Annotated in this window: 21 protein-coding genes; 14 read left to right on the top strand and 7 right to left on the bottom strand. The window is 41.5% G+C overall.

Annotation, left to right across the window (positions count from 1 at the left end; translation table 11 throughout):
- Nucleotides 1-38 precede the first annotated feature (38 nt).
- Entirely contained in the window at nt 39-1568 is a 1530-nt protein-coding gene (gene der, locus L5B76_RS03895) for a ribosome biogenesis GTPase Der (protein WP_265754300.1), read from the bottom strand.
- Nucleotides 1569-1863: 295 nt separating this feature from the next.
- Here der and L5B76_RS03890 point away from each other — a divergent pair, with 295 nt between their 5' ends.
- The 5 genes from L5B76_RS03890 to L5B76_RS03870 all read left to right on the top strand — a co-directional run bounded on the left by L5B76_RS03890 (nt 1864) and on the right by L5B76_RS03870 (nt 7942).
- Nucleotides 1864-3459 (top strand): lactate permease LctP family transporter, encoded by a 1596-nt coding sequence (locus L5B76_RS03890; RefSeq protein ID WP_115250098.1) that lies wholly within the window; start codon nt 1864-1866, stop codon nt 3457-3459.
- A gap of 75 nt (nt 3460-3534) precedes the next feature.
- Nucleotides 3535-4266, top strand: a complete 732-nt coding sequence (locus L5B76_RS03885; RefSeq protein ID WP_265754299.1) for a (Fe-S)-binding protein — start codon at nt 3535-3537, stop codon at nt 4264-4266.
- Nucleotide 4267: 1 nt separating this feature from the next.
- Nucleotides 4268-5680 carry a LutB/LldF family L-lactate oxidation iron-sulfur protein gene (locus tag L5B76_RS03880; protein ID WP_115250096.1) on the top strand — a complete coding sequence of 471 codons (1413 nt, stop codon included), beginning with the start codon at nt 4268-4270 and terminating at the stop codon, nt 5678-5680.
- Nucleotides 5680-6381 carry a LutC/YkgG family protein gene (locus L5B76_RS03875; RefSeq protein WP_126373312.1) on the top strand — a complete coding sequence of 234 codons (702 nt, stop codon included), beginning with the start codon at nt 5680-5682 and terminating at the stop codon, nt 6379-6381. The genes L5B76_RS03880 and L5B76_RS03875 overlap by 1 nt, the downstream gene beginning before the upstream one ends.
- 220 nt (nt 6382-6601) lie before the next feature.
- Nucleotides 6602-7942 carry an anaerobic C4-dicarboxylate transporter gene (locus L5B76_RS03870; RefSeq protein WP_265754297.1) on the top strand — a complete coding sequence of 447 codons (1341 nt, stop codon included), beginning with the start codon at nt 6602-6604 and terminating at the stop codon, nt 7940-7942.
- Nucleotides 7943-8027: 85 nt separating this feature from the next.
- On the opposite strand, the gene typA is transcribed toward L5B76_RS03870, so the two are convergent.
- Entirely contained in the window at nt 8028-9878 is a 1851-nt protein-coding gene (typA, locus tag L5B76_RS03865) for a translational GTPase TypA (protein ID WP_103854982.1), read from the bottom strand.
- 316 nt (nt 9879-10194) lie between these two features.
- Between typA and glnA the strand changes: the two genes are divergently transcribed.
- Complete coding sequence (gene glnA / locus L5B76_RS03860; RefSeq protein WP_115250092.1) at nt 10195-11613, top strand: glutamate--ammonia ligase; 1419 nt, start codon at nt 10195-10197, stop codon at nt 11611-11613.
- A 109-nt stretch (nt 11614-11722) separates the two neighbouring features.
- Here the strand turns inward: glnA and L5B76_RS03855 are convergent, their stop codons facing one another.
- The 4 genes from L5B76_RS03855 to L5B76_RS03840 form a co-directional block, all read right to left on the bottom strand.
- Nucleotides 11723-13237: a DHA2 family efflux MFS transporter permease subunit gene (locus tag L5B76_RS03855; RefSeq protein ID WP_115250091.1), complete on the bottom strand. Its 1515-nt coding sequence runs from the start codon at nt 13235-13237 to the stop codon at nt 11723-11725.
- Nucleotide 13238: 1 nt separating this feature from the next.
- Nucleotides 13239-14405 carry an EmrA/EmrK family multidrug efflux transporter periplasmic adaptor subunit gene (locus tag L5B76_RS03850; RefSeq protein WP_265754296.1) on the bottom strand — a complete coding sequence of 389 codons (1167 nt, stop codon included), beginning with the start codon at nt 14403-14405 and terminating at the stop codon, nt 13239-13241.
- A 12-nt stretch (nt 14406-14417) separates the two neighbouring features.
- Nucleotides 14418-14921: a transcriptional repressor MprA gene (mprA, locus tag L5B76_RS03845; RefSeq protein ID WP_265754295.1), complete on the bottom strand. Its 504-nt coding sequence runs from the start codon at nt 14919-14921 to the stop codon at nt 14418-14420.
- Nucleotides 14922-15021: 100 nt separating this feature from the next.
- Nucleotides 15022-17589, bottom strand: coding sequence for a penicillin-binding protein 1A (locus L5B76_RS03840; protein WP_265754294.1), 2568 nt, complete (start codon nt 17587-17589; stop codon nt 15022-15024).
- A gap of 156 nt (nt 17590-17745) precedes the next feature.
- Between L5B76_RS03840 and L5B76_RS03835 the strand changes: the two genes are divergently transcribed.
- The 8 genes from L5B76_RS03835 (at nt 17746) to L5B76_RS03800 (ending at nt 24115) form a co-directional block, all read left to right on the top strand.
- Nucleotides 17746-18546 carry a competence protein ComA gene (locus L5B76_RS03835; protein WP_265754293.1) on the top strand — a complete coding sequence of 267 codons (801 nt, stop codon included), beginning with the start codon at nt 17746-17748 and terminating at the stop codon, nt 18544-18546.
- Nucleotides 18543-19058: a hypothetical protein gene (locus tag L5B76_RS03830; RefSeq protein WP_265754292.1), complete on the top strand. Its 516-nt coding sequence runs from the start codon at nt 18543-18545 to the stop codon at nt 19056-19058. Before L5B76_RS03835 ends, L5B76_RS03830 begins: the two co-directional genes overlap by 4 nt.
- Entirely contained in the window at nt 19051-19581 is a 531-nt protein-coding gene (locus L5B76_RS03825) for a hypothetical protein (RefSeq protein WP_265754291.1), read from the top strand. Before L5B76_RS03830 ends, L5B76_RS03825 begins: the two co-directional genes overlap by 8 nt.
- Nucleotides 19582-19591: 10 nt before the next feature.
- Nucleotides 19592-19990, top strand: a complete 399-nt coding sequence (locus tag L5B76_RS03820; RefSeq protein ID WP_265754290.1) for a hypothetical protein — start codon at nt 19592-19594, stop codon at nt 19988-19990.
- 29 nt (nt 19991-20019) lie between these two features.
- Nucleotides 20020-21450, top strand: a complete 1431-nt coding sequence (locus tag L5B76_RS03815; protein WP_265754288.1) for a type IV pilus secretin PilQ — start codon at nt 20020-20022, stop codon at nt 21448-21450.
- 135 nt (nt 21451-21585) lie between these two features.
- Nucleotides 21586-22134 (top strand): shikimate kinase AroK, encoded by a 549-nt coding sequence (aroK, locus tag L5B76_RS03810; protein WP_277870321.1) that lies wholly within the window; start codon nt 21586-21588, stop codon nt 22132-22134.
- A 20-nt stretch (nt 22135-22154) separates the two neighbouring features.
- Entirely contained in the window at nt 22155-23243 is a 1089-nt protein-coding gene (gene aroB / locus L5B76_RS03805) for a 3-dehydroquinate synthase (RefSeq protein ID WP_265755517.1), read from the top strand.
- 5 nt (nt 23244-23248) lie between these two features.
- The gene (locus L5B76_RS03800; protein ID WP_265754287.1) at nt 23249-24115 is read left to right on the top strand and encodes a Dam family site-specific DNA-(adenine-N6)-methyltransferase; all 867 of its coding nucleotides are present in this window, start codon (nt 23249-23251) and stop codon (nt 24113-24115) included.
- Here L5B76_RS03800 and L5B76_RS03795 read toward each other — a convergent pair.
- Nucleotides 24103-24417 carry a DciA family protein gene (locus L5B76_RS03795; RefSeq protein ID WP_103853757.1) on the bottom strand — a complete coding sequence of 105 codons (315 nt, stop codon included), beginning with the start codon at nt 24415-24417 and terminating at the stop codon, nt 24103-24105. The two genes, L5B76_RS03800 and L5B76_RS03795, sit on opposite strands and share 13 nt — an antisense overlap.
- Nucleotides 24418-24467 lie beyond the last annotated feature (50 nt).

The following is a 24467-nucleotide window of genomic DNA, read 5'->3' as shown; positions in this document are numbered from 1 at the left end:
TTTTACCGCACTTTTTTTATCGCAATTATCAGCCAATTTTATTTCTTCGATTTTTTGATAAACTTCATCAAACGTTTACGCTTACGCAGCTGATTTGGCGTGAGTTTATTGCGTTTGCCCGAGAATGGATTGCTGCCTTCTTGGAAAATCAAACGAATTGGAGAGCCAATAATTTTCAGGCTGCGGCGATAATAGTTTGATAAATAACGTTTATAGCTATCTGGCAAGCGGTCAATTTGGTTGCCGTGTACCACAATAATTGGCGGATTATAACCACCAGGGTGGGCGTATTTCAATTTAATACGGCGACCGCTAACCATTGGCGGTTGATGTTCATCTGTTGCCATTTGTAGAATACGCGTGAGCATTGACGTTGTCATTTTTTGCGTGGCGCAAGCATAGGCTTCTTTAATGGAATCAAACAGATTGCCCACACCACTGCCGTGCAAGGCAGAAATAAAATGGACGCGAGCAAAATCAATGAAGTCTAAACGGCGATCTAATTCTGATTTCACGCGATCTTTTACTTCTTGATCTAAGCCGTCCCACTTGTTCACCACGATCACTAAAGAACGCCCAGCATTGAGAATAAAGCCGAGTAAGGAAAGATCTTGATCGGAAATGCCTTCACGCGCATCAATGGTGAGTAGCACCACATTGGCTTCCTGAATGGCTTGTAAGGTTTTGATCACAGAGAATTTTTCTACCGTCAAATGCACCTTGCCGCGTTTACGCACGCCAGCAGTGTCGATAATGGTGTAATGCTGACCATCACGTTCCATTGGAATGGAGATGCTGTCGCGCGTTGTGCCGGGAAGATCGTAAACCACCACGCGATCTTCGCCTAAAATACGGTTGGTTAGGGTGGATTTCCCTACGTTCGGACGGCCTACAATGGCAATTTTGATGTTTTGCTCTTGCTCGCTTTCTTCTTCCGCAAGGGCTTCATCTAATAGCTGGCCATCTTCTTCGTTGTTGAAATCAAATTCGTGATCCCATTCATCTTCTTGATTTTCTTCGTTATTTTGCACCGCATTTTGGTTTTGCTCGGCCTCTTTTTCAGCATTTTGCTCAGCAAGTGGCGCAAGTACTTGTTCCATTAAGGCATTTACGCCACGGCCTTGTGAAGCAGCGATTTGAACCACTTCGCCTAAACCAAGCTGATAAAATTCTGCACAATGGGAATCTGCATCAATACCGTCTGTTTTATTGGCAACTAACACGGTGGTTTTGTTTTGGCGTTGGCGTAAATATTGGGCGATGCCAATATCGGCGGAAGTCAGCCCTGCACGTGCGTCCACCAGAAATAACACGATGTCTGCTTCTTCAATGGCAAGCAAGGATTGCTCGGCCATTTTTTCTTCTACGCCTTCTTCTGTGCCGTCAATACCGCCAGTGTCAATCACGATAAAATCATAGCCAGCAATATTGGCTTGGCCATATTTGCGATCGCGAGTTAAGCCGGGGAAATCGGCTACAAGGGCATCACGGGTGCGCGTTAGGCGATTAAATAAGGTGGATTTTCCTACATTTGGGCGACCCACAAGGGCAACTACGGGAGTTGTCATAAAAACCTCTATATTCGTTAGGGCAAATTTTCTTTCACAGCAAAAGCAAAGTGCGGTGAAAAAATAATAAGTTTTTTGCAAAATTGGCTAATTATAGCGGATTTTGCCCTTAATGAGAAATGACTTATCAGGCTGGCTAAAGGCTAACCATAAGGAAGTATTTTTAGCAAAATGTTAAAATTTTTTGTGATCGTTGTCATAATTTCTTAACAAATGTTTTACTAAAACGTTTAAATCAGCATAGAATGGCGATCTCATTTAAGTCATAACATTAATTATTGATGGAGTAGTTTGTATGGCTCTTTTTCTTAGTATTTTTCCGATTGTTTTATTAATTTATTTAATGGTAAAACGCAATGCGTTGCCATCTTATGTGGCATTGCCGTGGATTGCGGTAGTGGTATTAATTATTCAATTTATTTTCTTTGGCACAGATATTTCTATTGTGAGTGCCAATGTAACAGCCGCATTGGTGGCGGTTCAAACGCCAATTACGGTAATTTTTGGTGCGATTTTATTTAACCGTTTTTCTGAAATCTCAGGTGCAACGAATACCTTGCGTAAATGGTTAGGTAATATTAATCCAAACCCTGTTGCACAAATTATGATTATCGGTTGGGCATTTGCCTTTATGATTGAAGGGGCGAGTGGCTTCGGGACGCCAGCGGCGATCGCTGCACCGATCTTAGTGGGCTTAGGCTTTCCGCCATTAAAAGTGGCAATGCTTGCCTTAATTATGAACTCTGTACCGGTTTCCTTTGGGGCGGTAGGGACGCCAACTTGGTTTGGTTTCGGCCCATTAAATTTAACGGATAACCAAATTCTTGAAATTGGTTCAATGTCAGCGCTTATTCACTCTTTTGCTGCATTAATTATTCCATTAATGGCGTTACGTTTAATCGTAGGTTGGAGTGAAATTCGTAAAAACCTTGTGTTTATTTATATCAGCATTTTCGCTTGTGTTGTGCCTTATTTCTTATTGGCCCAAGTGAACTATGAGTTCCCATCATTAGTGGGTGGTGCAATTGGTTTATTGGTGTCTGTGTTTGTAGCAAATAAAGGCATTGGTTTAGCCAAAGTAGAAAATAACCTTGACGATAACGCAGTAAGCACAGGCCAAGTAGTGAAAGCCTTATTGCCAACAGGCTTATTAATTGCGATTTTAATCGTAACACGTTTACAACAATTGCCATTCAAAGCAATGATGAACGATGCGACAACTTGGTTTAGCGTACAATTAGGCTCATTAGGTTTATTTGAAATTAGCCACGGTTTAATTTTCAGCTTAAAACAAATTTTTGGTACATCGGTGAATGCTAGCTATAAATTGCTTTATGTGCCAGCATTAATTCCATTTGTGGTAACGGTATTAATTTCAATTCCATTGTTCGCATTATCTGCAAGCAAAACCAAAGATATTTTTATGGGCAGCTTAAGACAAACTCGCAACCCATTCTTAGCCCTTGTTGGTGCATTAATTATGGTGAACTTAATGCTTGTGGGTGGCGATAATTCAATGGTGAAAATTATCGGTAGAAGTTTTGCGGAAGCCACAGGCGAATATTGGACATTATTTGCGTCTTACTTAGGTGCGGTGGGTGCGTTCTTCTCTGGTTCAAACACTGTTTCTAACTTAACCTTTGGTAGTGTTCAGCTTTCCACTGCGGAAATTACTGGTCTTTCTGCGACCCTTGTTCTTGCCTTGCAATCTGTTGGCGGCGCAATGGGGAATATGGTGTGTATCAACAACATCGTTGCGGTAAGCTCGGTATTAAATATTGATAAACAAGAAGGCACAATCATTAAGAAAACCATCGTTCCAATGATCGTTTATGGTATTATTGCCGCACTTGTTGCACTCTTTATTATTCCACTTTTCTTTAACGTTTAGTGTGAATTATTACAAATCAGGCAGAGGCAACTTTGCCTGATTTCTCATTTCTATTTGATTATGTTGGAGTAATTTATGAACGTAAATTTTTACGTTACTTGTATCGCTGATGTGGTAAAAGCAGGCGTTGCAAAAAACACCGTATTATTACTAGAAAAGCTCGGCTGTAATATTGTATTCCTTGAAAAACAAGGTTGCTGCGGTCAGCCTTCTCTGAACAGTGGTTATACCAAACAAGCCTTAGCTGGAATGAAAAACTTGGTAGAAACCTTTGAAGTCAATGATTATCCGATCGTTGCCCCTGCGGGTTCTTGTGTTTACGCGATTAAAACCTATCCTGAATATTTTAACCGTTTTGATGAGCCAGAATGGGCAGAACGCGCGCAGAAAGTGGCTGATCGTTTTTATGATTTAACCGATTTTATCGTCAATAAATTAGGCGTAACCAATGTGGGCGCGACTTTAACAGGAAAAGCGGTATATCACCCATCTTGTAGCTTAAGCCGTAAATTAGGCATTGTGAACGAGCCTTTAGCCTTATTACAAAATGTGAAAGGGCTAGAATTATTGCCAATTCACAACCAAAGCACTTGTTGCGGTTTTGGTGGAACATTCTCGGTGAAAATGGCGGAAATTTCTGGCGAAATGGTAACGGAAAAAGTGGAACATATCACAGAGGTTCACCCTGATTATTTAATCGGGGCTGATGTAAGCTGTTTGCTTAATATTGGCGGACGTTTAAGTCGTGAAGGCAAAAAAGTGAAAGTGATGCACATTGCCGAAGTATTAATGCAGGAGGGAAAATAAGATGTCATTAAAAACCAGCAATCTTGCATTTAAAAAACGTGTAGATAATGAAATTCACAATGACATTATGCGTAAAGCCATTGTAATGGCGCAAGAACGCATTGGTACAAATCGCCAAAAAATGGTGGACGAACTTGGTCATTGGGAAGAATGGCGTGATGAGGCAAAGCATATTCGTAACCACGTTTTAGCCAATCTTGATGCTTACTTATATCAATTAAGCGAAAAAGTGATGGAAAATGGCGGGAAAGTGTATTTTGCTGAAACTGCAGAAGATGCCACCAATTATATTCGCCAAGTTGCCCTTGAGAAAAATGCCAAAAAAATCGTGAAATCCAAATCAATGGTAACCGAAGAAATTGGTATGAACGAAGTGCTGGAAGCCGAAGGTATCAAGGTGATTGAAACGGATTTAGGGGAATATATCCTACAAATTGCAGGGGATCGCCCTTCTCATATTGTTGTGCCAGCCATTCACAAAGATCGCCATCAAATCCGTAAAGATTTACACGAAAAATTAGGCTATGACGGCCCAGAAACGCCAGAAGCAATGACCTTGTTCATTCGCGAAAAAATTCGTCAAGACTTCTTAGAAGCAGACATCGGCGTGAGTGGGTGTAACTTTGCTGTGCCAGAAACGGGTAGCCTTTGCTTGGTTACCAACGAAGGAAACTTGCGTCTTGCCACCACGGTACCGAAAACGCACATTGCCGTGATGGGAATGGAACGTATTGCGCCTACCTTTGAGGAAGTCGATGTTTTAATCACAATGCTTGCCAGAAGTGCAGTCGGCGCAAAATTAACTGGTTATAACACTTGGCTCACTGGCCCGCGTCTTGCCGGCGAAACGGACGGCCCTGAAGAATTCCATTTGGTTATCGTGGATAATGGACGTTCTAAAATTCTCGAAAGCGAATTTAAAGAAGTATTGCGTTGTATCCGTTGTGGTGCGTGCTTAAATACTTGTCCAGCCTATCGTCAAATTGGTGGACACGGCTATGGCTCAATTTATCCCGGCCCAATCGGATCGGTTATTTCACCATTATTAGGCGGTTATGAAGACTTCAAAGAATTGCCGTATGCCTGCTCGTTATGTACTGCCTGTAACTCCGTTTGCCCAGTGAAAATTCCATTGGCACAGCTCATCTTAAAACACCGTGAGCATATTGCCCAAAGTGGTATGACACCAACCGCAGAGCGTTTATCTATCTTTGGTTTCAACTTTGCCAATTCTCACCCAACCTTATGGAAAGTGGGCGTGAATGTGGGTGCGAAAGTGGCAAGCAAATTCATCAAAAATGGTAAAGCACCGCTTGAATTTGGCGCATTGGCCGAATGGACAAAAGCGCGCGATCTGCCAAGTGCTGATGGCGAAAGTTTCCGTGAATGGTTTAACAAAAGAGAGGCAAAATAATGGACGCACAAAATAGAGAAAACTTCCTAAACAAACTTGCGGAACGAATGGGACGTCCACGCCAGCTTGTGCCAGAGCCAATGCCTGCGCCGCTAAATGATTACGCCACAACGCGTTTAACTGATCTTGATCCGCAAGCCTTATGCCAAACTTTTATTGAATCGGCAAAAGCAATGATGGTTGATGTGATCGAAACCAACGAAGCGGAAGCAAAAAGTGCGGTGCTTTCTGCCTGTGAAAAATATGGCGGTGGGCCAATTATCCTTACAGGCGATGAACGCTTAGCGCAACTTGGCATTACGCAAGATGTACAAGCCAATTATGATGCGGATATTTGGTTACCGCAAAATGGCGATGAAAACTTAAAACACGCAGAACAAGCCAATATCGGCATTAACTATGCAGAATATGGCTTGGCTGAATCAGGCGGTGTCGTGCTATTTTCGGGCAAAGACAAAGGCCGTTCAGTGAGCTTATTGCCAGAAAAATCCATTGTTGTGGTGCGCAAAAGCCTTGTTTTACCGCGTGTGGCACAACTTGCCAAAATTCTGCACGATAAAGCCGTGTTAGGGGAAAGAATGCCATCTTGTGTAAACATCATTTCAGGCCCAAGTTCTACTGCGGATATTGAGCTAGTTAAAGTGGTCGGTGTACACGGCCCGACAACCAAGGTGTATGTGGTGATTGACGATCTTGCTTGATCGCCACTGATAGAGAATAACAAGCCGAATGGATTTCCGTTCGGCTTTTTTATTGGGCTGTTTTAGCGAAAAAGTGCGGTGGTTTTTTTGTGATTTTTGCTCGCAAAATTTGATTTAGGTAACATTTTCATCAAATAATTCCGTTGATAATATTGTAGAAAATTGTAAATAAAGTATGATTACTAACGGAAATTTTTATAACTCATTTTAGGGATAGACTATGCTTTATTTAGAATTTTTATTTCTATTATTAATGCTTTATATCGGTAGCCGATACGGTGGTATTGGTTTAGGGGTGGTATCGGGAATTGGCTTAGCCATCGAAGTTTTCGTGTTGCGTATGCCATTAGGAAAAGCGCCGATTGATGTAATGCTGATCATCTTAGCCGTGGTAACCTGTGCTTCCGTATTAGAAGCAGCAGGCGGGCTGAAATTTATGCTGCAAGTGGCGGAAAAAATTCTGCGCAATAATCCAAAACGGGTTACCTTGCTCGGGCCATTGGTAACCTATTTAATGACCTTTATGCTTGGAACAGGCCATTCGGTGTATTCTATTATGCCGATTATTGGTGATGTTGCATTGAAAAATAAAATTCGTCCAGAACGCCCAATGGCAGCAGCTTCTGTGGCGTCGCAATTGGCGATTACTTCTAGCCCATTATCTGCGGCTGTGGTGTTTTATTTAGGGCGTATCACGGAGTTACCGGGCTTCGACCATATCAGCTTGTTGGATATTATTTGCGTAACTGTGCCAGCAACCTTAGCGGGAACTATCGCCTTATCGCTTTATAGTATGCGCCGTGGTAAAGAACTTGAGCAAGATCCAGAATATCAACGCCGTTTGCAAGATCCAATTTGGCGTGAGCGTATTTTGAATACCACTAGCACCACCTTAAATGAAACCTTGCCACCGGCGGCGAAACAATCGGTTTATTTATTCTTATTAGCCCTTGTTGTGATTGTGTTCATCGCAATGTTCCCAGAAATTCGTACGGTTGGCGTGGGTGAAAAAATCAAACCGATTTCAATGTCTTACATCATTCAAATGATGATGCTATGTTTTGGTGGGATTATTTTATTGGTGACTAAAACCAATCCGCAAATCGTGCCAAATGGCGTAGTGTTTAAATCAGGTATGGTGGCAGCCATCGCGATTTTCGGGATTGCGTGGATGAGCGATACTTACTTCAAATTCGCAATGCCACAATTTAAAGCAGGGATTACCGAAATGGTGAGTGCTTATCCTTGGACATTTGCCTTTGCATTGTTTGCCGTATCCGTGGTGATTAACAGCCAAGCTGCCACCGCAGTAATGATGTTGCCAGTGGGAATTGGGCTAGGTTTACCTGCCCCGTTATTGGTGGGATTAATGCCAGCCACTTACGGTTATTTCTTCATTCCAAATTATCCGTCAGACATCGCAACGGTGAACTTTGACGTAACAGGGACAACCAAAATTGGGAAATACTACTTCAACCACAGCTTTATGGTGCCGGGTCTAATTGGGGTCGTGGTAGCCTGTATGGTGGGGTATGTAATGGCAGAAATTGTGATTAGATAATCAAGATTATTCTCATCATATAATAAAAAAGTGCGGTGGAAACTTGTTAAAAAACCACCGCACTTTTTATTAGTAATAATCAGAATTAATGGGTGCTTGTGCTAGTTGTTGTACGGCTAGCGCGTTTGCGTTCCATTTCAGTGAGTAATTTCTTACGAATACGCACTGAGGTTGGGGTAACTTCCACTAATTCGTCATCATCAATAAATTCAATGGCTTGCTCAAGAGAGAAACGCACAGGCGTGGTTAAAGCGATAGCATCGTCTTTTCCTGAAGCACGCATATTGGTGAGTTTTTTCCCTTGTAAACAGTTTACCGTTAAATCGTTTGAACGGCTGTGAATACCGATGATTTGTCCTTCATACACTTCCACACCGTGATCGATCATCAGCTTACCACGTTCTTGTAAGCCCCATAGCGCATAAGCAAGGGCTTTGCCCGTACCGTTAGAAATCAACACGCCGTTTTTACGCTGACCGATTTCACCTGGTTTTACATCGTCATAATGGCTGAATGTGGAGTAGAGTAAGCCCGTTCCTGACGTCATTGTCATAAATTCATTACGGAAACCGATTAAGCCACGGCTTGGGATAATATATTCTAAACGGGTGCGTCCTTTGCCGTCTGGAATCATATCTTTCACTTCACCTTTGCGGATACCCAAGGCTTCCATTACCGCACCTTGATGTTGTTCTTCAATATCAATGGTTACTTGCTCAAATGGCTCTTGTTTGCGACCGTCTTCTTCTTTAAAGATAACTTTCGGACGCGATACCGCAAGCTCATAGCCCTCACGGCGCATATTTTCGATTAATACAGAAAGGTGCAATTCACCACGTCCTGAAACACGGAACTCATCTGGGTTTTGGGTTTCTTCTACACGCAATGCAACATTATGCACAAGCTCTTTGTTTAAGCGCTCTAAAATTTGGCGTGAAGTGACGAATTTCCCTTCTTTACCACAGAATGGAGAAGTATTTACGCAGAAGAACATCGTTACCGTTGGTTCATCAACGCTTAAGGCTGGCAAGGCTTCTACATTATTTACATCACAAATGGTGTCAGAAATATTGAGTTCGCCTAAACCGGTGATCGCCACAATATCACCCGCTTGCGCAAGATCTTCTTCATAGCGCTGTAAGCCTAAATGACCTAACACTTGGCCGATTTTGCCGTTGCGTGTTTTGCCTTCGCTATCAATAATGGTTACCGCTTGGTTTGGTTTTACTGTACCACGTTTGATACGACCAATCCCGATTACGCCTACATAGTTGCTGTAATCAAGTTGAGAAATTTGCATTTGGAATGGCGCATCAAGTTCCACTTTTGGCGGCTCAACGTGTTGTACAATGGCTTCAAATAATGGCGTCATATCTTGTGCCATATCTTCGTGTTCTAAGCCTGCTACACCATTTAACGCAGAAGCGTAAATAATAGGGAAGTCGAGCTGTTCGTCTGTGGCGCCAAGATTCACGAATAAATCGAACACTTGATCCACCACCCAATCAGGGCGTGCGCCTGGTCTATCCACTTTGTTAATTACCACGATAGGTTTTAAGCCGTGGGCGAAAGCTTTTTGCGTTACGAAACGGGTTTGTGGCATTGGGCCGTCAAAGGCGTCCACTACTAACAATACGCTATCCACCATAGAAAGCACGCGTTCTACTTCACCACCAAAATCGGCGTGTCCTGGGGTATCTACAATATTTATACGGTAATCGTTCCAGTTAATTGCGGTATTTTTTGCAAGAATGGTAATGCCACGTTCTTTCTCAAGATCATTGGAATCCATCACGCGTTCGTCAGCATCTGCACGGCTTGCTTCAAGCGTGCCTGACTGCTGTAATAATTTATCAACAAGTGTGGTTTTTCCGTGGTCAACGTGAGCAATAATTGCGATGTTACGCAATTTGTTAATATCAATGGTATCTGTCATTTGAAAAGTCTTTTGTTATCAATAATGATGTTTGAATAATGTGCAATGTTGTTCGTAAGATTGCACGAAAAGGTCGCAGATTATACAACGTTTTCCTATGTTGAGCTATGAATAATTGGAAATAAGTCGATTTCTTATCTTTTGGAGAGAATTTCATCAAGTGCGGAGTAAAAATTCATGATTTTTTTACCGCACTTGAGTGAAATTAAAATCACGCTCGCCCCTTGAATTTTGCAGGTGATGTGATATTTTAGCCAGCGTGCATTAAGCACACAGCATCTCAACTCTAGCAATCATATTTATGAGGATTATCACTATGTCAAATGAAGCGGCCGTTGCCAATGTGTTTAAGTTAATCGAAGAAAATGACATTAAGTTTGTTCTTCTTCGCTTTACCGATATTAAAGGAAAAGAGCACGGCGTATCTTTACCAGTCAGCCTAATTGATGAAGATTTATTTGAAGACGGTAAAATGTTTGACGGCTCATCGGTGGAAGGTTGGAAAGCTATTAATAAAGCAGATATGTTATTAATGCCAATCGCTGAAACCGCCGTAGTAGATCCTTTCGCACAAATCCCAACTTTATCTCTTCGTTGCAGTATTTATGAACCAACCACAATGCAAAGCTATGATCGCGATCCGCGTTCTATTGCGATCCGAGCGGAAAATTATATGCGCTCAACAGGCATTGCAGATGATGTGTTTTTCGGCCCAGAACCTGAGTTTTTCTTATTTGATGATGTGCGTTTTGGCTCAGCAATGAATGGCAATTCTTATGTGGTCGATGATATTGAGGGCGCGTGGAATACCAACAAGATTTATGAAGGTGGCAACAATGGTTACCGTCCACTCACCAAAGGCGGTTACTGTGCGGTTGCGCCAAATGATACCGCGCACGATATTCGTTCAGAAATGTGCTTATTGCTAGAAGAAATGGGCTTGGTGATTGAAGCGCACCACCACGAAGTGGCCACCGCAGGACAAAATGAAATTGCCACCAAATTTAATTCGCTCACCTTAAAGGCGGACGAAACGCAAATTTATAAATATGTGGTGCAAAATGTAGCGGCAGAACACGGCAAAACCGCCTGCTTTATGCCAAAACCCATCACTGGCGATAATGGCTCAGGAATGCACTGTAATATGTCCTTAAGCAAAGACGGCAAAAATATCTTCCAAGGGGATAAATACGCCGGGCTTTCTGAAACCGCACTTTACTACATTGGCGGGATCATCAAACACGCCAAAGCATTGAATGCCTTTACTAACCCTTCAACCAACTCATACAAACGCTTAGTACCGGGCTTTGAAGCGCCTGTATTATTAGCTTACTCAGCAAGTAACCGCTCTGCATCAATCCGTATTCCAGCGGTAACTAGCCCGAAAGCAATTCGTATTGAAGCGCGTTTCCCAGATCCAATGGCAAACCCATATTTAGCTTTCTCGGCATTATTAATGGCTGGCTTAGATGGTATTGTGAACAAAATTCACCCAGGCGATGCAATGGATAAAAACCTGTATGATTTACCGCCAGAAGAATTAAAAGAAATTCCAGCCGTAGCAGGATCATTGGAAGAAGCATTAAACGCATTGGAAAAAGATTACGAATTCTTAACCCAAGGCGGCGTGTTCAGCAAAGAATTTGTTGATGCCTTTATTGCGATTAAACGCAAAGAAGTGGAACGCTTAAATATGACCCCACACCCAGTGGAATTTGAAATGTATTATGCATAAAAGTAAATAGTGCTTAACAGTAAATAAAAAAGAGCGGTTGAAAAATCGCTCTTTTTTTGCAGAAAATTTCCCTATTTTTCACCGCACTTTTTCATTAGATTTTGTTCGCTTAATGCTTATTTCCAAAAGGCGGTTTGGCGAACCACACCACAATAAACAGCAACATAAACATTATGGCGGACAACCAAAAAATTTCATTTGCGCCGATGATAAATCCTTGTGCGGTAATACTTTGTGCTAAGGACATTGATGTTTGCGTGTCATTCAAACCAACTTGCGCCATTGTGTCGTAATAGGCTTGCGCATTGGGGTTATAAGGATTAATCGCCTCGGTGAATTGGGTGTGATGCACTGCTTCACGGTTATACCATAAAAAGGTGGTCAGCGATGTACCGATTGAACCGGCAAGGGTACGCAGAAAATTAAATAAACTTGATGCAGACGCCATTTTTTCTGGCGGTAAACCTGATAGCGTAATAGTGGTGAGCGGCATAAAAAAGCACGCTACGGCAATCCCTTGAATCAGCTGCGGCAGGGCAACATCGGCAAAAGTCATCGCAGGTTCAAAGGTTACGGCACGCCAATGGAAAGTTAGCGCATACACCATAAAACTGATTGTAACCAAAATGCGCATATCAATTTTGTAGCCAAAACGTCCGATAATTGGCGAAAGCAAAATCGGGAATAGGCCCACAGGCGCAGCGGCCAGCCCTGCCCAAGTGGCGGTGTAGCCGTACACTTGTTGTAACAGTAAAGGAATCAGCACCACCGAGCCGAGATAGATTAAAAACGCAAGGCTGGTACACAGGCAACCAACACTAAAATTGCGTGATTTGAACAGGGAAATATCCACCACAGGGTTCTCGTCCGTCAATTCCCAAATAATCAACGCGATTAAGGCGATGGCGGAAACGATAGTTAGCACCACGATTTCAGTGGAGTTAAACCAATCCTGCTCGCGTCCTTGGTCGAGCATTAATTGCAAACAGCCCACGCCTACCACAAGCAGAATTAAGCCCATCATATCAATAGGTTGTTGGAAAGTTTTGGTTTCTCGCTTGCCTAAGATTTTCCAACTGAGAAAAATCACACATAGCCCAATCGGCACATTAATGAAGAAAATCCAGCCCCAGTGCAGGTTATCACTGATCCAACCGCCAAGAATCGGGCCAAAAATTGGCGCAACTACCACAGTCATAGACCAAAACGCCAGCGCCATACTGCGTTTTGCAGGGGGATAATTATTAAGCAATAAACTTTGTGAAAGGGGAATAATCGGCCCTGCTGCTAGCCCTTGGAAGATGCGGCATAAAATCAACATTCCTAGGCTATGAGAAATGCCACATAGCCAAGAAGCCAGCACAAATAATCCTGTGGCGATTAAAAACAAGCGCACTTCGCCAAAGCGTTTAGCCAGCCAGCCTGTAATGGGAATAGACACCGCATTTGCCACGCCGAATGAGGTAATCACCCAAGTGCCTTGGCTGAACGATGCGCCCAAATCCCCTGCGATGGTGGGAATTGCCACATTGGCAATGGTGGAATCCAGCACTTGCATAAAGGTTGCCAAGGATAGGGCAATGGTCATCACCGCAAGGGCTGCGCCCTGAATCGGTTTTTGCATTTTATTCACCTGCATTGGCTTGAATAATTTGTTCGGCTAATTGATGCACAGGGCTTAAATCGTAATCTAGCACCTTGGTTTCATATAGCACTTGGCTTGGACGAGATTCACGCAGCACCTTGCCTTGCGTGTCTGCCACATTCACTTCCACCGTGGCAGAAAGCCCAATGCGCAACGGATATTTTTCCACTTGTTTAGGATCGAGATCAATGCGCACTGGCACACGTTGCACCACTTTGATCCAGTTCCCTGTGGCGTTTTGTGCAGGCAAAAGAGAGAATGCACTGCCCGTTCCCATTGAAATGCCACTAATTTTACCGTCAAACTTCACATCATCACCGTATAAATCAAAGACTAATTTCACTGGCTGACCAATGCGCATTTTGCCGAGTTGGGTTTCTTTAAAGTTCGCGTCCACCCACATTTGTTGATTGGACACCACCGCCATTAACGGGCTGCCCACCGCGGCTTTTTGCCCCACTTGCACATTACGGCGCGCCACATAACCATCAACAGGGCTGACAATTTGGCTGCGTTGTAAGTTCAACCAAGCAAGGGTTAAAGCACTCACCGCATTTTTCACTGCAGGCTGTTCCCGCAACGGCAAATCTTTTAATAAGGCTTGATTGGCAGCTAATTGATTTTGCGTGGCTTGCAGATCTGCTTGCGCCATATTCACCGCTTCTCTGGCGTGCTGTAAGGTTTCTTTATCAATGGAGCCGGTTTTGGCTAATTGCTCACGGCGTTGCAAATCACCTTTAGCTTTATTAAGTGCGGTGCTTTTTGCGTTCAAAATGGATTGTAATTGTTTCACCGTAAAATCTAACTGCTCAATTTGGCGCACGCTACTGGCGAGATTATCTTGCGCTTGCTGGAAATGCAGTTTGAGATCCGTATCATCAAGTTGTAACAACACATCGCCTGCGTGGACAAAATCCATATCGTCCACATTAATTTTGCTCACATTGCCACTCACTTGTGCCGAAATCATCACTTGGTTACCTGCCACATAAGCATCTTCCGTTTCTTCATAATTTCGCACAAAGAAAAACCAATACACGCCCGTGATAATTGCGATCAGCAACAAAATCGTAATGAAATAGCCAAGGGCTTTTTTACGTTTGGCTTTTGGTGAAGCTGGTTTTTTGTATTCTGTTTGTTCGGTCATTTTATTTACCCATTAAAGATTTTCTAAATTGCTGAGCAGTTTGAGCAATAATTGTTTTAACTGCTGTTGTTCTTGCTTGTCTAACACGGAAAAAATGTCATCGACTTGTTTCCATTGATTTGGCAACAGTTGCTCCAAAAACTGTACACCTTGCGCCGTGAGTTTTAAGGAAAAAGCACGGCGATCGCCCGCTACTTCCGTGCGTTCTAACCATTCCCGCTTCACCAATTCATCGGCAATGCGTGTGGCATTGGTTTTAGAATAACCAAAAATCTCACTTAATTTGCTCGGCTGCAAAGAATGATTAGGCTGGTAATACAGCACGGCCAACGCCATAAATAGGGTGTCGTTGAGTTGATATTTTTTTAATAACTGATTGCGTCTTTCCACGTAATGGCTGCTGTTGTGTAGCAACAAACGTGCCAGCAAAATTTGCTCCACAGGCATTGCGGGATTATTTTGTGCTGATTGACGAATTAACTTTTCTTGTTCTGAAAACGAAATCGGCATAGACATAATAATAACTAAGTAGAAAATAAACTGCGTAATAGTAACTTGAGTTACTATTTAAGTCAAAAAAATACCGCACTTTAGTGTAAAAGTGCGGTAGAAATTTTTAGAATAATTCTTGTGGTTCTGAACTTGGTGCGCCACCGTTTAAACGGCGTTGTAATTCAGGCGGAACGTAGTAACCTCTTTCCTGTACAAAAGCACGTTTAGGCTCTGTGCCTTTGATAAAGTACTCTTTGCGTCCACCATTGCTAGAAAGTAAACCAGAGCCTGTATCAATGCGTTTTTCCACAATATTTTTTGGTAAGGCTAATTGGCGTTCTGGGGTGTCTTTTAAACTTGCTTTCATATAAGCAATCCAAGCTGGCATTGCGGTTTGCGCACCCGCTTCACCGCGGCCAAGTACGCGTTTGTTATCATCAAAACCTACATAAACAGCGGTGGTGATGTTAGCGCCAAAACCTGCATACCAAGCCACTTTTGAGTTATTGGTTGTCCCTGTTTTGCCCCCAATATCTTTACGCTTGATTTGATTCGCCATTCGCCAACTTGTGCCTTTCCAGCCTAATCCTGGTTCACCGTAGATCGCCGTATTCAAAGCACTACGAATAAGAAAAGCTAACTCACCACTAATTACGCGCGGTGCATATTGTATCTCATCGTTCGCTTTTTTATCTTGCGCCATAATATCTACAGCATTTTCATCAAGTTTGCTATTTTGTTGATTTAATTCAGGTAAATCATCATCAATGGCATCATTTTCTTGATCTTCATCTTCCACATTTGCTTTCACTAAATTGTCAGGTGGTGTTAAATCAATATTTTTAAACCCATCTAATTTTTCAGTTTCCCCATAAATCACAGGAATATCATCACAGGTTACGCACGCAATTTGTGGGTTCGCAACAAACAGTTCTTTACCGGTATTATCAAGGATTTTCTCGATAAGGTAAGGGTTTATCAAGAAACCACCATTATCAAACACCGCATAAGCACGCGCCATTTCAAGAGGGGTAAATGACGCAGCGCCTAAAGCGAGGGCTTCGCTGGCGAAATATTGATCTCGTTGGAAGCCAAAACGTTGTAAAAAATCGGCAGTAAAATCAATGCCAGCCATTTGAATAGCACGGATGGCAATCATATTTTTTGATTGTCCTAAGCCCACACGCAAGCGCATTGGGCCGTCATAACGGTTTGGCGAGTTTTTCGGTGTCCACACTTTTTGTCCCGGTTTTTTAATCACGATCGGGGAATCTTGTAGCACACTTGATAAGGTTAGCCCTTTTTCGATTGCGGCTGCGTAGATAAATGGTTTAATCGATGACCCTACTTGCACTAAAGATTGAGTGGCACGATTAAATTTGCTTTGCTCAAAGCTAAAGCCGCCCACTAAGGCTTCGATCGCACCATTATCACTATTTAATGAAACCAAGGCAGAGTTCACTTCTGGCACTTGAGAAAGTTGCCATTCGCCATTGCCACGCTGACGCAACCAAATTTGTTCGCCTGCTTTTGGTTGTCTTTTGCCTGCCCAGCGCATTGCAGCAGGGGAAAGCACGATGCTGTTGCCATCATCTAATAATACTTTTGCGCCCGCTTTGCTGGTTTCCAATACGGCAGCGGGTACTAAAGGCGCTGAATTAGGCAATTTTTTTAGCGCATCAATAATTTTATCTTCGTCCCACGCGGTTTCGCCCTTTTTCCATAAAACTGCTGCACTGCGGTAGCCGTGGCGCATATCATAAGCGAGCAAATTATCACGCACGGCTTTTTGTGCTTCCGCCTGATCGGCAGAAAGCACCGTAGTATAAACTTTATAACCACTGGTATAGGCGTTTTCTTCACCAAAACGTTTCACCATTTCTTGGCGTACCATTTCGGTAACATAATCTGCTTTAAAATCTAACTGCGCACCGTGATAACGGGCTACGATAGGCTCATTGATGGCTTCATCATATTCCGCTTTACTGATGTATTGCATTTCTAACATTCGCCCTAGCACCACATTACGGCGTGCGGTTGCACGTTTAAGAGAATAGAGCGGATTCATTGTGGAAGGCGCTTTTGGCAAGCCTGCGATCACCGCCATTTCTGATAAGGTGAGCTGATCGAGGGATTTCCCGAAATAGGTTTTGGCCGCCGCCGCCACCCCATAAGCACGATAGCCAAGATAAATCTTGTTCAAATATAGCTCTAAAATTTCATCTTTGCTTAGGGTGTTTTCAATTTCGATCGCCAAAATGGCTTCTTTTGCTTTACGCACAATATTTTTTTCTGGCGTTAAGAAGAAGTTACGCGCGAGCTGTTGGGTAATGGTACTTGCCCCTTGTGAAGCCCCGCCTTTGGTAATCGCAACACTAATTGCACGCGCAATACCAATAGGATCTAAACCGTGGTGATCGTAAAAACGACTGTCTTCAGTGGCCAGAACGGCTTCGATTAATTTGGGTGGAATTTCATTCAGTTTCATTGGAATACGGCGCTGTTCGCCCACTTCACCAATGAGTTTGCCGTCTGCCGTATAAATTTGCATCGGTTGTTGCAATTCAACGGTTTTCAAAGAATCAACACTTGGCAGCCCGGCTTTAATCTGCGTGTATAAAATAGCTAAAACAATGCAACCTAGAATAATGATGGTTAATAGGCTGCTTAATATTAATTTTGCGATCCGCATCGTAAAAAACTCTCTTGATTAGTGCAATTTGAGAAAAAATCAGAAAACTATCTATGCAAATGCTTAGGTTTCTTAGGTAAACCTTAAGTATAAAGAGTAGCGCTTCAAATCGAAAGCTAAAAATTCAATTATTCGTGGAAAATTAAGGAAATGAGAATGATTAACATAAAGCAAAAATCTTATCAAAAGATTCAAATTGGAATATGGAAATCAGCGCAAGGCTATGATTGTGTTTGTTTTGATGGGCAATATCAAGCGCATTATTTGCAGCTAAAATCTGGACTAGACAGTAACAAAATAAATCAATGGGTAGCCCAGCTTTTTCCAGAGAATAACTTGAAATATTTTAGCTTTGTTACAGCGATTGCCCCACAAAATACCTGGTTTAAAACCCTGATTTTACCTTATCCGCTAAAACCGAATGAATGCGAGCAACAATGCCGTTTTTTATTATCCAAAGAATTGCCAATACCATTAACGGAGATTTGGTTTGATTATGCTTCTAGTGTATTAAAACAAGGCTTCAAATTAGATATTTTTGCAATTAAAAAACAGATTGCAAAAGATTATGTGAGTGAATATCAAACTATTTCTATTGATGTATTAGATAGTGCCATTAATAGCATTATTCGCGCATTTGAATATTTGCATCAGAATGAATTAGAAAATGACGCATTATTACTTTATCAAGATGAACAGCAAAGTTTAGCCATTCAGTTGCATTTTCAAGGAATGTCTTTTATGCAAAAAATCGATACAAATTTAACCGCACTTTATCAAGATTTTTGCCAACGTTATCACCTTACACCGAAAAAAGTTTATGTTCTCAGTCAGTCCCAACAGTTTGAAGATCTCCCACCAGATTGGGTGAAGATTAATACAGATATACCAATAATTGCCCTTGGTAACGCCCTATGGAAACAACTTTTTTATAAAAATCAATTTGCTAGTTTATGAGTATTAATTTGTTACCTTGGCGCATTGCACTTTTTCAGCAAAAGAGAAAGCAATTTCTTATTTTCTTAAGTATCGCATTTATTATTTCTTTATTGTTAAGTGTAATGCTTAACCAATGGATTGGCAGTGAAAAAATAATAATAGTTGAACAAAAAGTGCAATTACAAAAGCAAGAAAAAGACTATGCGCAATTAGCACAAAAATTGGTTGGCTTACGCAGCAAATATCAGCCAAAGGAAATAGGACAGGGAGCTTCTTATTCGCAAGTCATTGAGCTTATGCAATGGTTGTCTAACTTACCATTTGAAGAAGGCGAATTGTCTGAATTATCTCTTTCTTCTCAACACTTACACCTAAAAGGGCGGTCGAAAAATCAGAAAGAATTTGATGATATTAAAAACTTTATTCAACAAGCCGAGATTTTTAGCCAACAAGAATTAGTTAATTTACAACTTAATCATTCCGCCTTTTGGTTTGAATTTAGTTTACAGCTGAGAGAAAAAAATGACTGAGATCCTTAATCAACCTAACGAATTAATCAGGAAAATTGTATTTTTACCTAGACTCCAGCAAATGGCAATTCTAGCCTTTCTGGCGTTATGTGTGCCTTTCTATTTAATGGTAAATGGCTTTGCGCTTTTACAGGAAAAAGAACATATTCAAGATAAAATCTCTTTAAAAGAAAAAGAAATTATGCATCAGCAAAAGATTATTCAACAGTTAGAAAATATGACTAATCAAAAATTAGGTGATGAAATTATTGCTAAGACGGCAAAAATTAATACCTTTATTTCTCATTCTAATAGTGATCAGTTAGCAATTTTAACCAGTGAATGGATATATTCCAATCCACCTGTAATAGAGATTAAATTAACAACGGATTATGCCATTTTTTCAGACTTCTTAAAGTATCTTCTATCCCCAGATTTTGAGTTAAATTTATTAAGTATGAAGATTGAAAAAATAGAACAGGGTGAAAGTTCTCATTCTATTTCGGCTGAACTATCCTTGCAATTAAACAGAGAAAATAAATAGGAGAAGTGCGGTGTTAAAAAGAATAATATTTTTCTTTTATTGTTCAATGGCATTAGTAGGTTATGCCAATGATCCCTTTGATCACAAACAGCGTAAACTAAAAAATACGGAACAAGTGCCTACTGTGCAAAAAACGAAAAATAATTGTTATAAAACAGAAACCATATTGGCTAGCCATATTGATTTTGAACAATTAACTTTAATTGGTGTGATAGAAAATCCTCAATATAAACAAGCATTTTTTCTTGATTCAACACAAAAAATTTGGCTGTTTTCTGAACGTGATGTGTTTACTAAAGAGGCGCTAAAACTTGAGATGATTTCCTTAAATAAAGTCAAAATTATTGATGGGAAACATAATGATAGCGGTGATTGCCGAAATGCAAAAATGATTGAATTAACCTTATAAATAATGGCGTTTAATGGTTAGGTGGAGAAATGAAATTAGTATTATCTTGGCGTTATTGGATAAAGTGCGGTGTATTTTTAAGCTGTTTTTTAGTTGCTTCAATGTTCGCATTTAGTGCGGAAAAATTTTCTATTTATCTTAAACAAGCGCCTTTGGTTAGCACTTTGCAACAAATTGCGGATCAACAAAATATCAATTTGGTGATTGATGATGAGCTGGAAGGCTCGCTTTCTTTACGCTTGAAAGATGCCGATTGGGAACAGTTTCTCAACGCGGTAACGAAAATTAAGGGAATCCATTTGCACAAAGAAAATGACATCTATTATCTCAGCAAAACTTCTCCATTGACTATGCCAGAACCCCTTGATAATGCACCAATCGAGTTTGTGGATAACACATCTTATATCAGCGCACCAGCCTTACCCACATTATCAACAATGACAATAAAACTGCACTATGCCAAAGCTTCTGAAGTGATGAAAACACTCACTTCGGGCAGTGGCTCGTTGCTTTCAGCAAATGGCAGTATGAGTTTTGATGATCGCAGTAACCTATTGATTATTAAAGATGAAAAGGCCGTATTAAACCAAATGAAACGCTTGGTTACGGAAATGGATAAGCCCATTGAACAGATCGCCATTGAAGCGCGCATTGTAACCATTAGTGATGAAAGTCTGAAAGAACTTGGCGTACGTTGGGGGATTTTTACGCCAACAGATGCAAGCCATAAAGTAATGGGGAGCCTGAATGCGAACGGTTTTGCCAATATTACTGATAATCTCAACGTCAATTTCGCTACCACCAATACCCCCGCAGGCTCGGTGGCGTTGCAGATTGCCAAAATTAATGGAAGATTGCTTGATTTAGAATTAACCGCCTTGGAGCGAGAGAACAGCGTAGAAATTATCGCCAGCCCAAGTTTGCTCACGACCAATAAGAAAAGTGCGAGCATCAAGCAAGGGACGGAAATTCCTTATGTGGTGAATAATAATAAAAATGACAGCCAGAGCATTGAGTTTCGTGAAGCGGTGCTGGGGCTAGAAGTAACGCCACATTTATCCAAAAATAACGGCATTTTGTTGGATTTGGTGGTGAGTCAAAATGCTCCTGGTGGGCGCGTGGCTTATGGTGAAAACGAAGTGATTTCTATTGATAAGCAAGAGATTAACACGCAAGTTTTCGCACAAGATGGAGAAACCATTGTGCTAGGCGGCATCTTCCACGATACCATTACCAAAGCCTTAGATAAAGTGCCTGTGCTAGGTGATATTCCTGTGATTAAACGGTTGTTTAGCAAAGAAGTAGAGCGTCATCAAAAACGGGAATTAGTGATTTTCGTCACACCACATTTGATCAAAAAAGGGCAACAGGCCGAAAAACAAAGTGCGGTGAAAAATCCGCCAAAAAATCACCGCACTTCGTCATCTTCTAGTAAGATTTCGCACAAATCTGGTAAATAAATCTGCTTTGACGGTTGAAAAAGGTGGGCATTTATTGAGATAATCCCCATTATTTTTTGGGTGATCTTTTAGCAACCATATTTGATTTTGTGGTTGTCTTTTTATTTGTCGGAAAGATCAATTATTTTAAATTTTATTAAAGAAGAACAACGAAAAATGGCAGAGAAACGTAATATTTTCTTAGTAGGCCCAATGGGAGCAGGGAAAAGCACTATTGGTCGTCAATTAGCGCAAATGTTAGGAATGGATTTTATTGATACAGATGCGGAAATTGAACAACGTGCTGGCGCTGACATTAGCTGGATTTTTGATGTTGAAGGTGAAGAAGGCTTCCGCAAACGCGAAGAACGTATTATTAATGAATTAACACAAAAACAAGGCATTGTGCTTTCTACAGGCGGCGGCGCGGTGATGTCAAAAGAAAACCGCAATCACCTTTCTGCCCGTGGCATCGTGATCTATTTAGAAACCACGGTGGAAAAACAATTCCAACGTACTCAACGTGATAAAAAACGTCCATTATTGCAAGATGTGGAAGATCCGCGTCAAGTGTTAGAAGATCTATCAAAAATTCGTAATCCGCTTTATCAAGAAGTGGCGGATATTACCTTACCTACTGATGATCAAAGTGCCAAAGTAATGGCAAATCAAATTGTTGATTTAATTGAAAATATCAACGGCTAATTAAGCAAAAGGAAAAAATGATGTTGTGCGTAAATGTTGAATTAAAAGAACGCCGTTATCCTATTTATATCGGCGCAGGCCTGCTTTCTGATCCGAGTGTTTATCCCCTAAAATCAGGTGATAAAGTGATGATCGTGAGCAATCCAACTATTGCACAACATTATCTTGCGCAGGTAACGAAAACCTTGACGGAATTGGGCTGTCAGGTTGATCACGTATTATTGCCTGATGGGGAACAATACAAAAATCTTGAGTCGCTTAATCTAATTTTTACCGCCTTATTAGAAAAAAATCACGGCCGCGATACCACCTTAATTGCTTTAGGTGGCGGTGTGATTGGTGATGTCGTGGGCTATGCTGCGGCCAGTTATCAACGTGGTGTGCGTTTTATCCAAATTCCAACTACCTTACTTGCACAAGTGGATTCTTCTGTGGGGGGAAAAACTGCAGTTAATCACCCTTTAGGTAAAAATATGATCGGAGCGTTTTATCAGCCTTGCACCGTGATTGTCGATACGCTTACCTTGAATACCTTGCCAAAACGTGAAGTCAATGCAGGATTGGCGGAAGTGATTAAATATGGCGCGATTTTAGATTATCCGTTCTTTGAATGGCTAGAACAGCACATTGATGAATTGGTTGCCCTTGAACAAGCGCCATTGCAGCAATGTATCGCTCGTTGTTGCCAAATTAAAGCGGACGTGGTGGCAAGAGATGAAACAGAAAAAGGCGATCGCGCATTGCTCAATTTAGGTCATACTTTTGGTCACGCCATTGAAACCCATTTAGGCTATGGTCAATGGCTACACGGTGAAGCGGTAGCAGCTGGTTCAATGATGGCGGCTGCGCTTTCTGAAATGTTAGGGGATTTATCGGTGCAAGATGTAGCGCGTTTAGAAAAGCTCTTTGCACGTGCTAATTTGCCAACCCTTTCACCAGATACAATGCAACCCGAAGATTATTTACCGCATATGATGCGTGATAAAAAAGTGCTAGCAGGCAAGTTACGCCTTGTGTTGCTAAAATCTCTCGGGCAAGCTTATGTGGCGAGCGATAGCGACAAAGATCTTGTTCTCGCCGCCATTGCACGTTGCACACAAACTGACTGATCTCAATGTATCCTGATGCGACAATTTTCCCACAACAAAAATACCGCCCTTTTCTGAAATGGGCGGGGGGGAAGTTTCGTCTTACTGAGCAAATCAATAAATTATTTCCTAAGAAAAAACAATGCCTTATTGAACCTTTCGTGGGAGCAGGGGCGGTTTTTCTAAATAGTCAATTTGAACGTTATATTTTGGTGGATATTAATGCGGATTTGATCAATCTATTTAACACCGTTAAACAAGATGTCAATTTGTATATTGAAGCTGTGAAAACGGTTTTTTTTCACCCTGATGCGAATACGGCAGACTATTATTACGCACGGCGCACCCAGTTTAACCAATCTACCAATAACTTTGAGCGTTCTGTGTTGTTTTTGTATCTTAATCGCTTTGGCTTTAATGGCTTGTGTCGTTACAACAGCAAAAATGAGTTTAATGTGCCATTTGGACGCTATAAAACCCATTATTTCCCCGAAATTGAGTTACGCTATTTTGCCCATAAAGCACAAAGTGCGGTGTTTATTTGCGCAGATTTTCACGAAGCCTTTAAATTTGCCGATGAAAATTCGGTGATCTATTGCGATCCGCCTTATGCACCGCTCAAACAAGAAAGCAATTTTACCAGTTATGCTGGCAATGAATTTTCGTTAGATCATCAGCAAGCCTTGGCTGAATTGGCGCATCGTACCGCAAGGGAACGACAAATTCCGGTGCTAATTTCTAATCACGATACCAAATTTACCCGTCAAATTTACCACGGGGCGAAAATCAAACGCTTAAAAGTGCAACGCTCAATCAGCCAAGCTTCGCACAAGCGGATTAAGGTGAACGAGCTGATCGCCAGCTTTCACGGGCAAAAAACTCAACGTGGCTGAGTGATTAAAGCGGGATTGACTTTAAATTGAAGTTGCTGAATCTGTGGATTTAGGCCCTGCACTTTTGCCAAGAGATCTTTTTCTTTGAATAACAAACTTTGGCGCACCATCGCATTTGCCACTTCAATCACCAACGTGGTTTCGGAAAGATTGGCAACGCGATAAAAGCCTTTAAATTGATTGGGAAATAGGCGTTCCACTTGCTCGTTCAGCTGTTGTAACAAAATGCCTTTTTGCATAATTTTGCCTAGGCTGGAATTTTCTAGCACATCTTGTACGTTGGTTGGTTTACTATATCGCATCGCTTGTTTTCGGCTTTTTTGCCCTAATATTACACATCAGAATAAGACAT

Origin of the sequence: Avibacterium sp. 21-594 (assembly GCF_026226815.1) — a bacterium.
Lineage (GTDB): Bacteria > Pseudomonadota > Gammaproteobacteria > Enterobacterales > Pasteurellaceae > Avibacterium > Avibacterium avium.
This window is presented reverse-complemented; position numbering and strand designations above follow the sequence as displayed.

Excerpts from the sequence above, each read along its gene's own strand:
- L5B76_RS03825 (WP_265754291.1), top strand. The coding sequence starts at position 19,051 with ATGACTGAGATCCTTAATCAACCTAACGAATTAATCAGGAAAATTGTA.
- L5B76_RS03815 (WP_265754288.1), top strand. The coding sequence starts at position 20,020 with ATGAAATTAGTATTATCTTGGCGTTATTGGATAAAGTGCGGTGTATTT.
- L5B76_RS03795 (WP_103853757.1), bottom strand. The coding sequence starts at position 24,417 with ATGCGATATAGTAAACCAACCAACGTACAAGATGTGCTAGAAAATTCC.
- L5B76_RS03880 (WP_115250096.1), top strand. The coding sequence starts at position 4,268 with ATGTCATTAAAAACCAGCAATCTTGCATTTAAAAAACGTGTAGATAAT.
- L5B76_RS03835 (WP_265754293.1), top strand. The coding sequence starts at position 17,746 with ATGATTAACATAAAGCAAAAATCTTATCAAAAGATTCAAATTGGAATA.
- L5B76_RS03885 (WP_265754299.1), top strand. The coding sequence starts at position 3,535 with ATGAACGTAAATTTTTACGTTACTTGTATCGCTGATGTGGTAAAAGCA.
- aroB (WP_265755517.1), top strand. The coding sequence starts at position 22,155 with ATGTTGTGCGTAAATGTTGAATTAAAAGAACGCCGTTATCCTATTTAT.
- L5B76_RS03875 (WP_126373312.1), top strand. The coding sequence starts at position 5,680 with ATGGACGCACAAAATAGAGAAAACTTCCTAAACAAACTTGCGGAACGA.
- L5B76_RS03855 (WP_115250091.1), bottom strand. The coding sequence starts at position 13,237 with ATGCAAAAACCGATTCAGGGCGCAGCCCTTGCGGTGATGACCATTGCC.
- typA (WP_103854982.1), bottom strand. The coding sequence starts at position 9,878 with ATGACAGATACCATTGATATTAACAAATTGCGTAACATCGCAATTATT.
- L5B76_RS03840 (WP_265754294.1), bottom strand. The coding sequence starts at position 17,589 with ATGCGGATCGCAAAATTAATATTAAGCAGCCTATTAACCATCATTATT.
- L5B76_RS03830 (WP_265754292.1), top strand. The coding sequence starts at position 18,543 with ATGAGTATTAATTTGTTACCTTGGCGCATTGCACTTTTTCAGCAAAAG.
- der (WP_265754300.1), bottom strand. The coding sequence starts at position 1,568 with ATGACAACTCCCGTAGTTGCCCTTGTGGGTCGCCCAAATGTAGGAAAA.
- glnA (WP_115250092.1), top strand. The coding sequence starts at position 10,195 with ATGTCAAATGAAGCGGCCGTTGCCAATGTGTTTAAGTTAATCGAAGAA.
- L5B76_RS03890 (WP_115250098.1), top strand. The coding sequence starts at position 1,864 with ATGGCTCTTTTTCTTAGTATTTTTCCGATTGTTTTATTAATTTATTTA.
- L5B76_RS03800 (WP_265754287.1), top strand. The coding sequence starts at position 23,249 with ATGTATCCTGATGCGACAATTTTCCCACAACAAAAATACCGCCCTTTT.
- L5B76_RS03850 (WP_265754296.1), bottom strand. The coding sequence starts at position 14,405 with ATGACCGAACAAACAGAATACAAAAAACCAGCTTCACCAAAAGCCAAA.
- mprA (WP_265754295.1), bottom strand. The coding sequence starts at position 14,921 with ATGTCTATGCCGATTTCGTTTTCAGAACAAGAAAAGTTAATTCGTCAA.
- L5B76_RS03870 (WP_265754297.1), top strand. The coding sequence starts at position 6,602 with ATGCTTTATTTAGAATTTTTATTTCTATTATTAATGCTTTATATCGGT.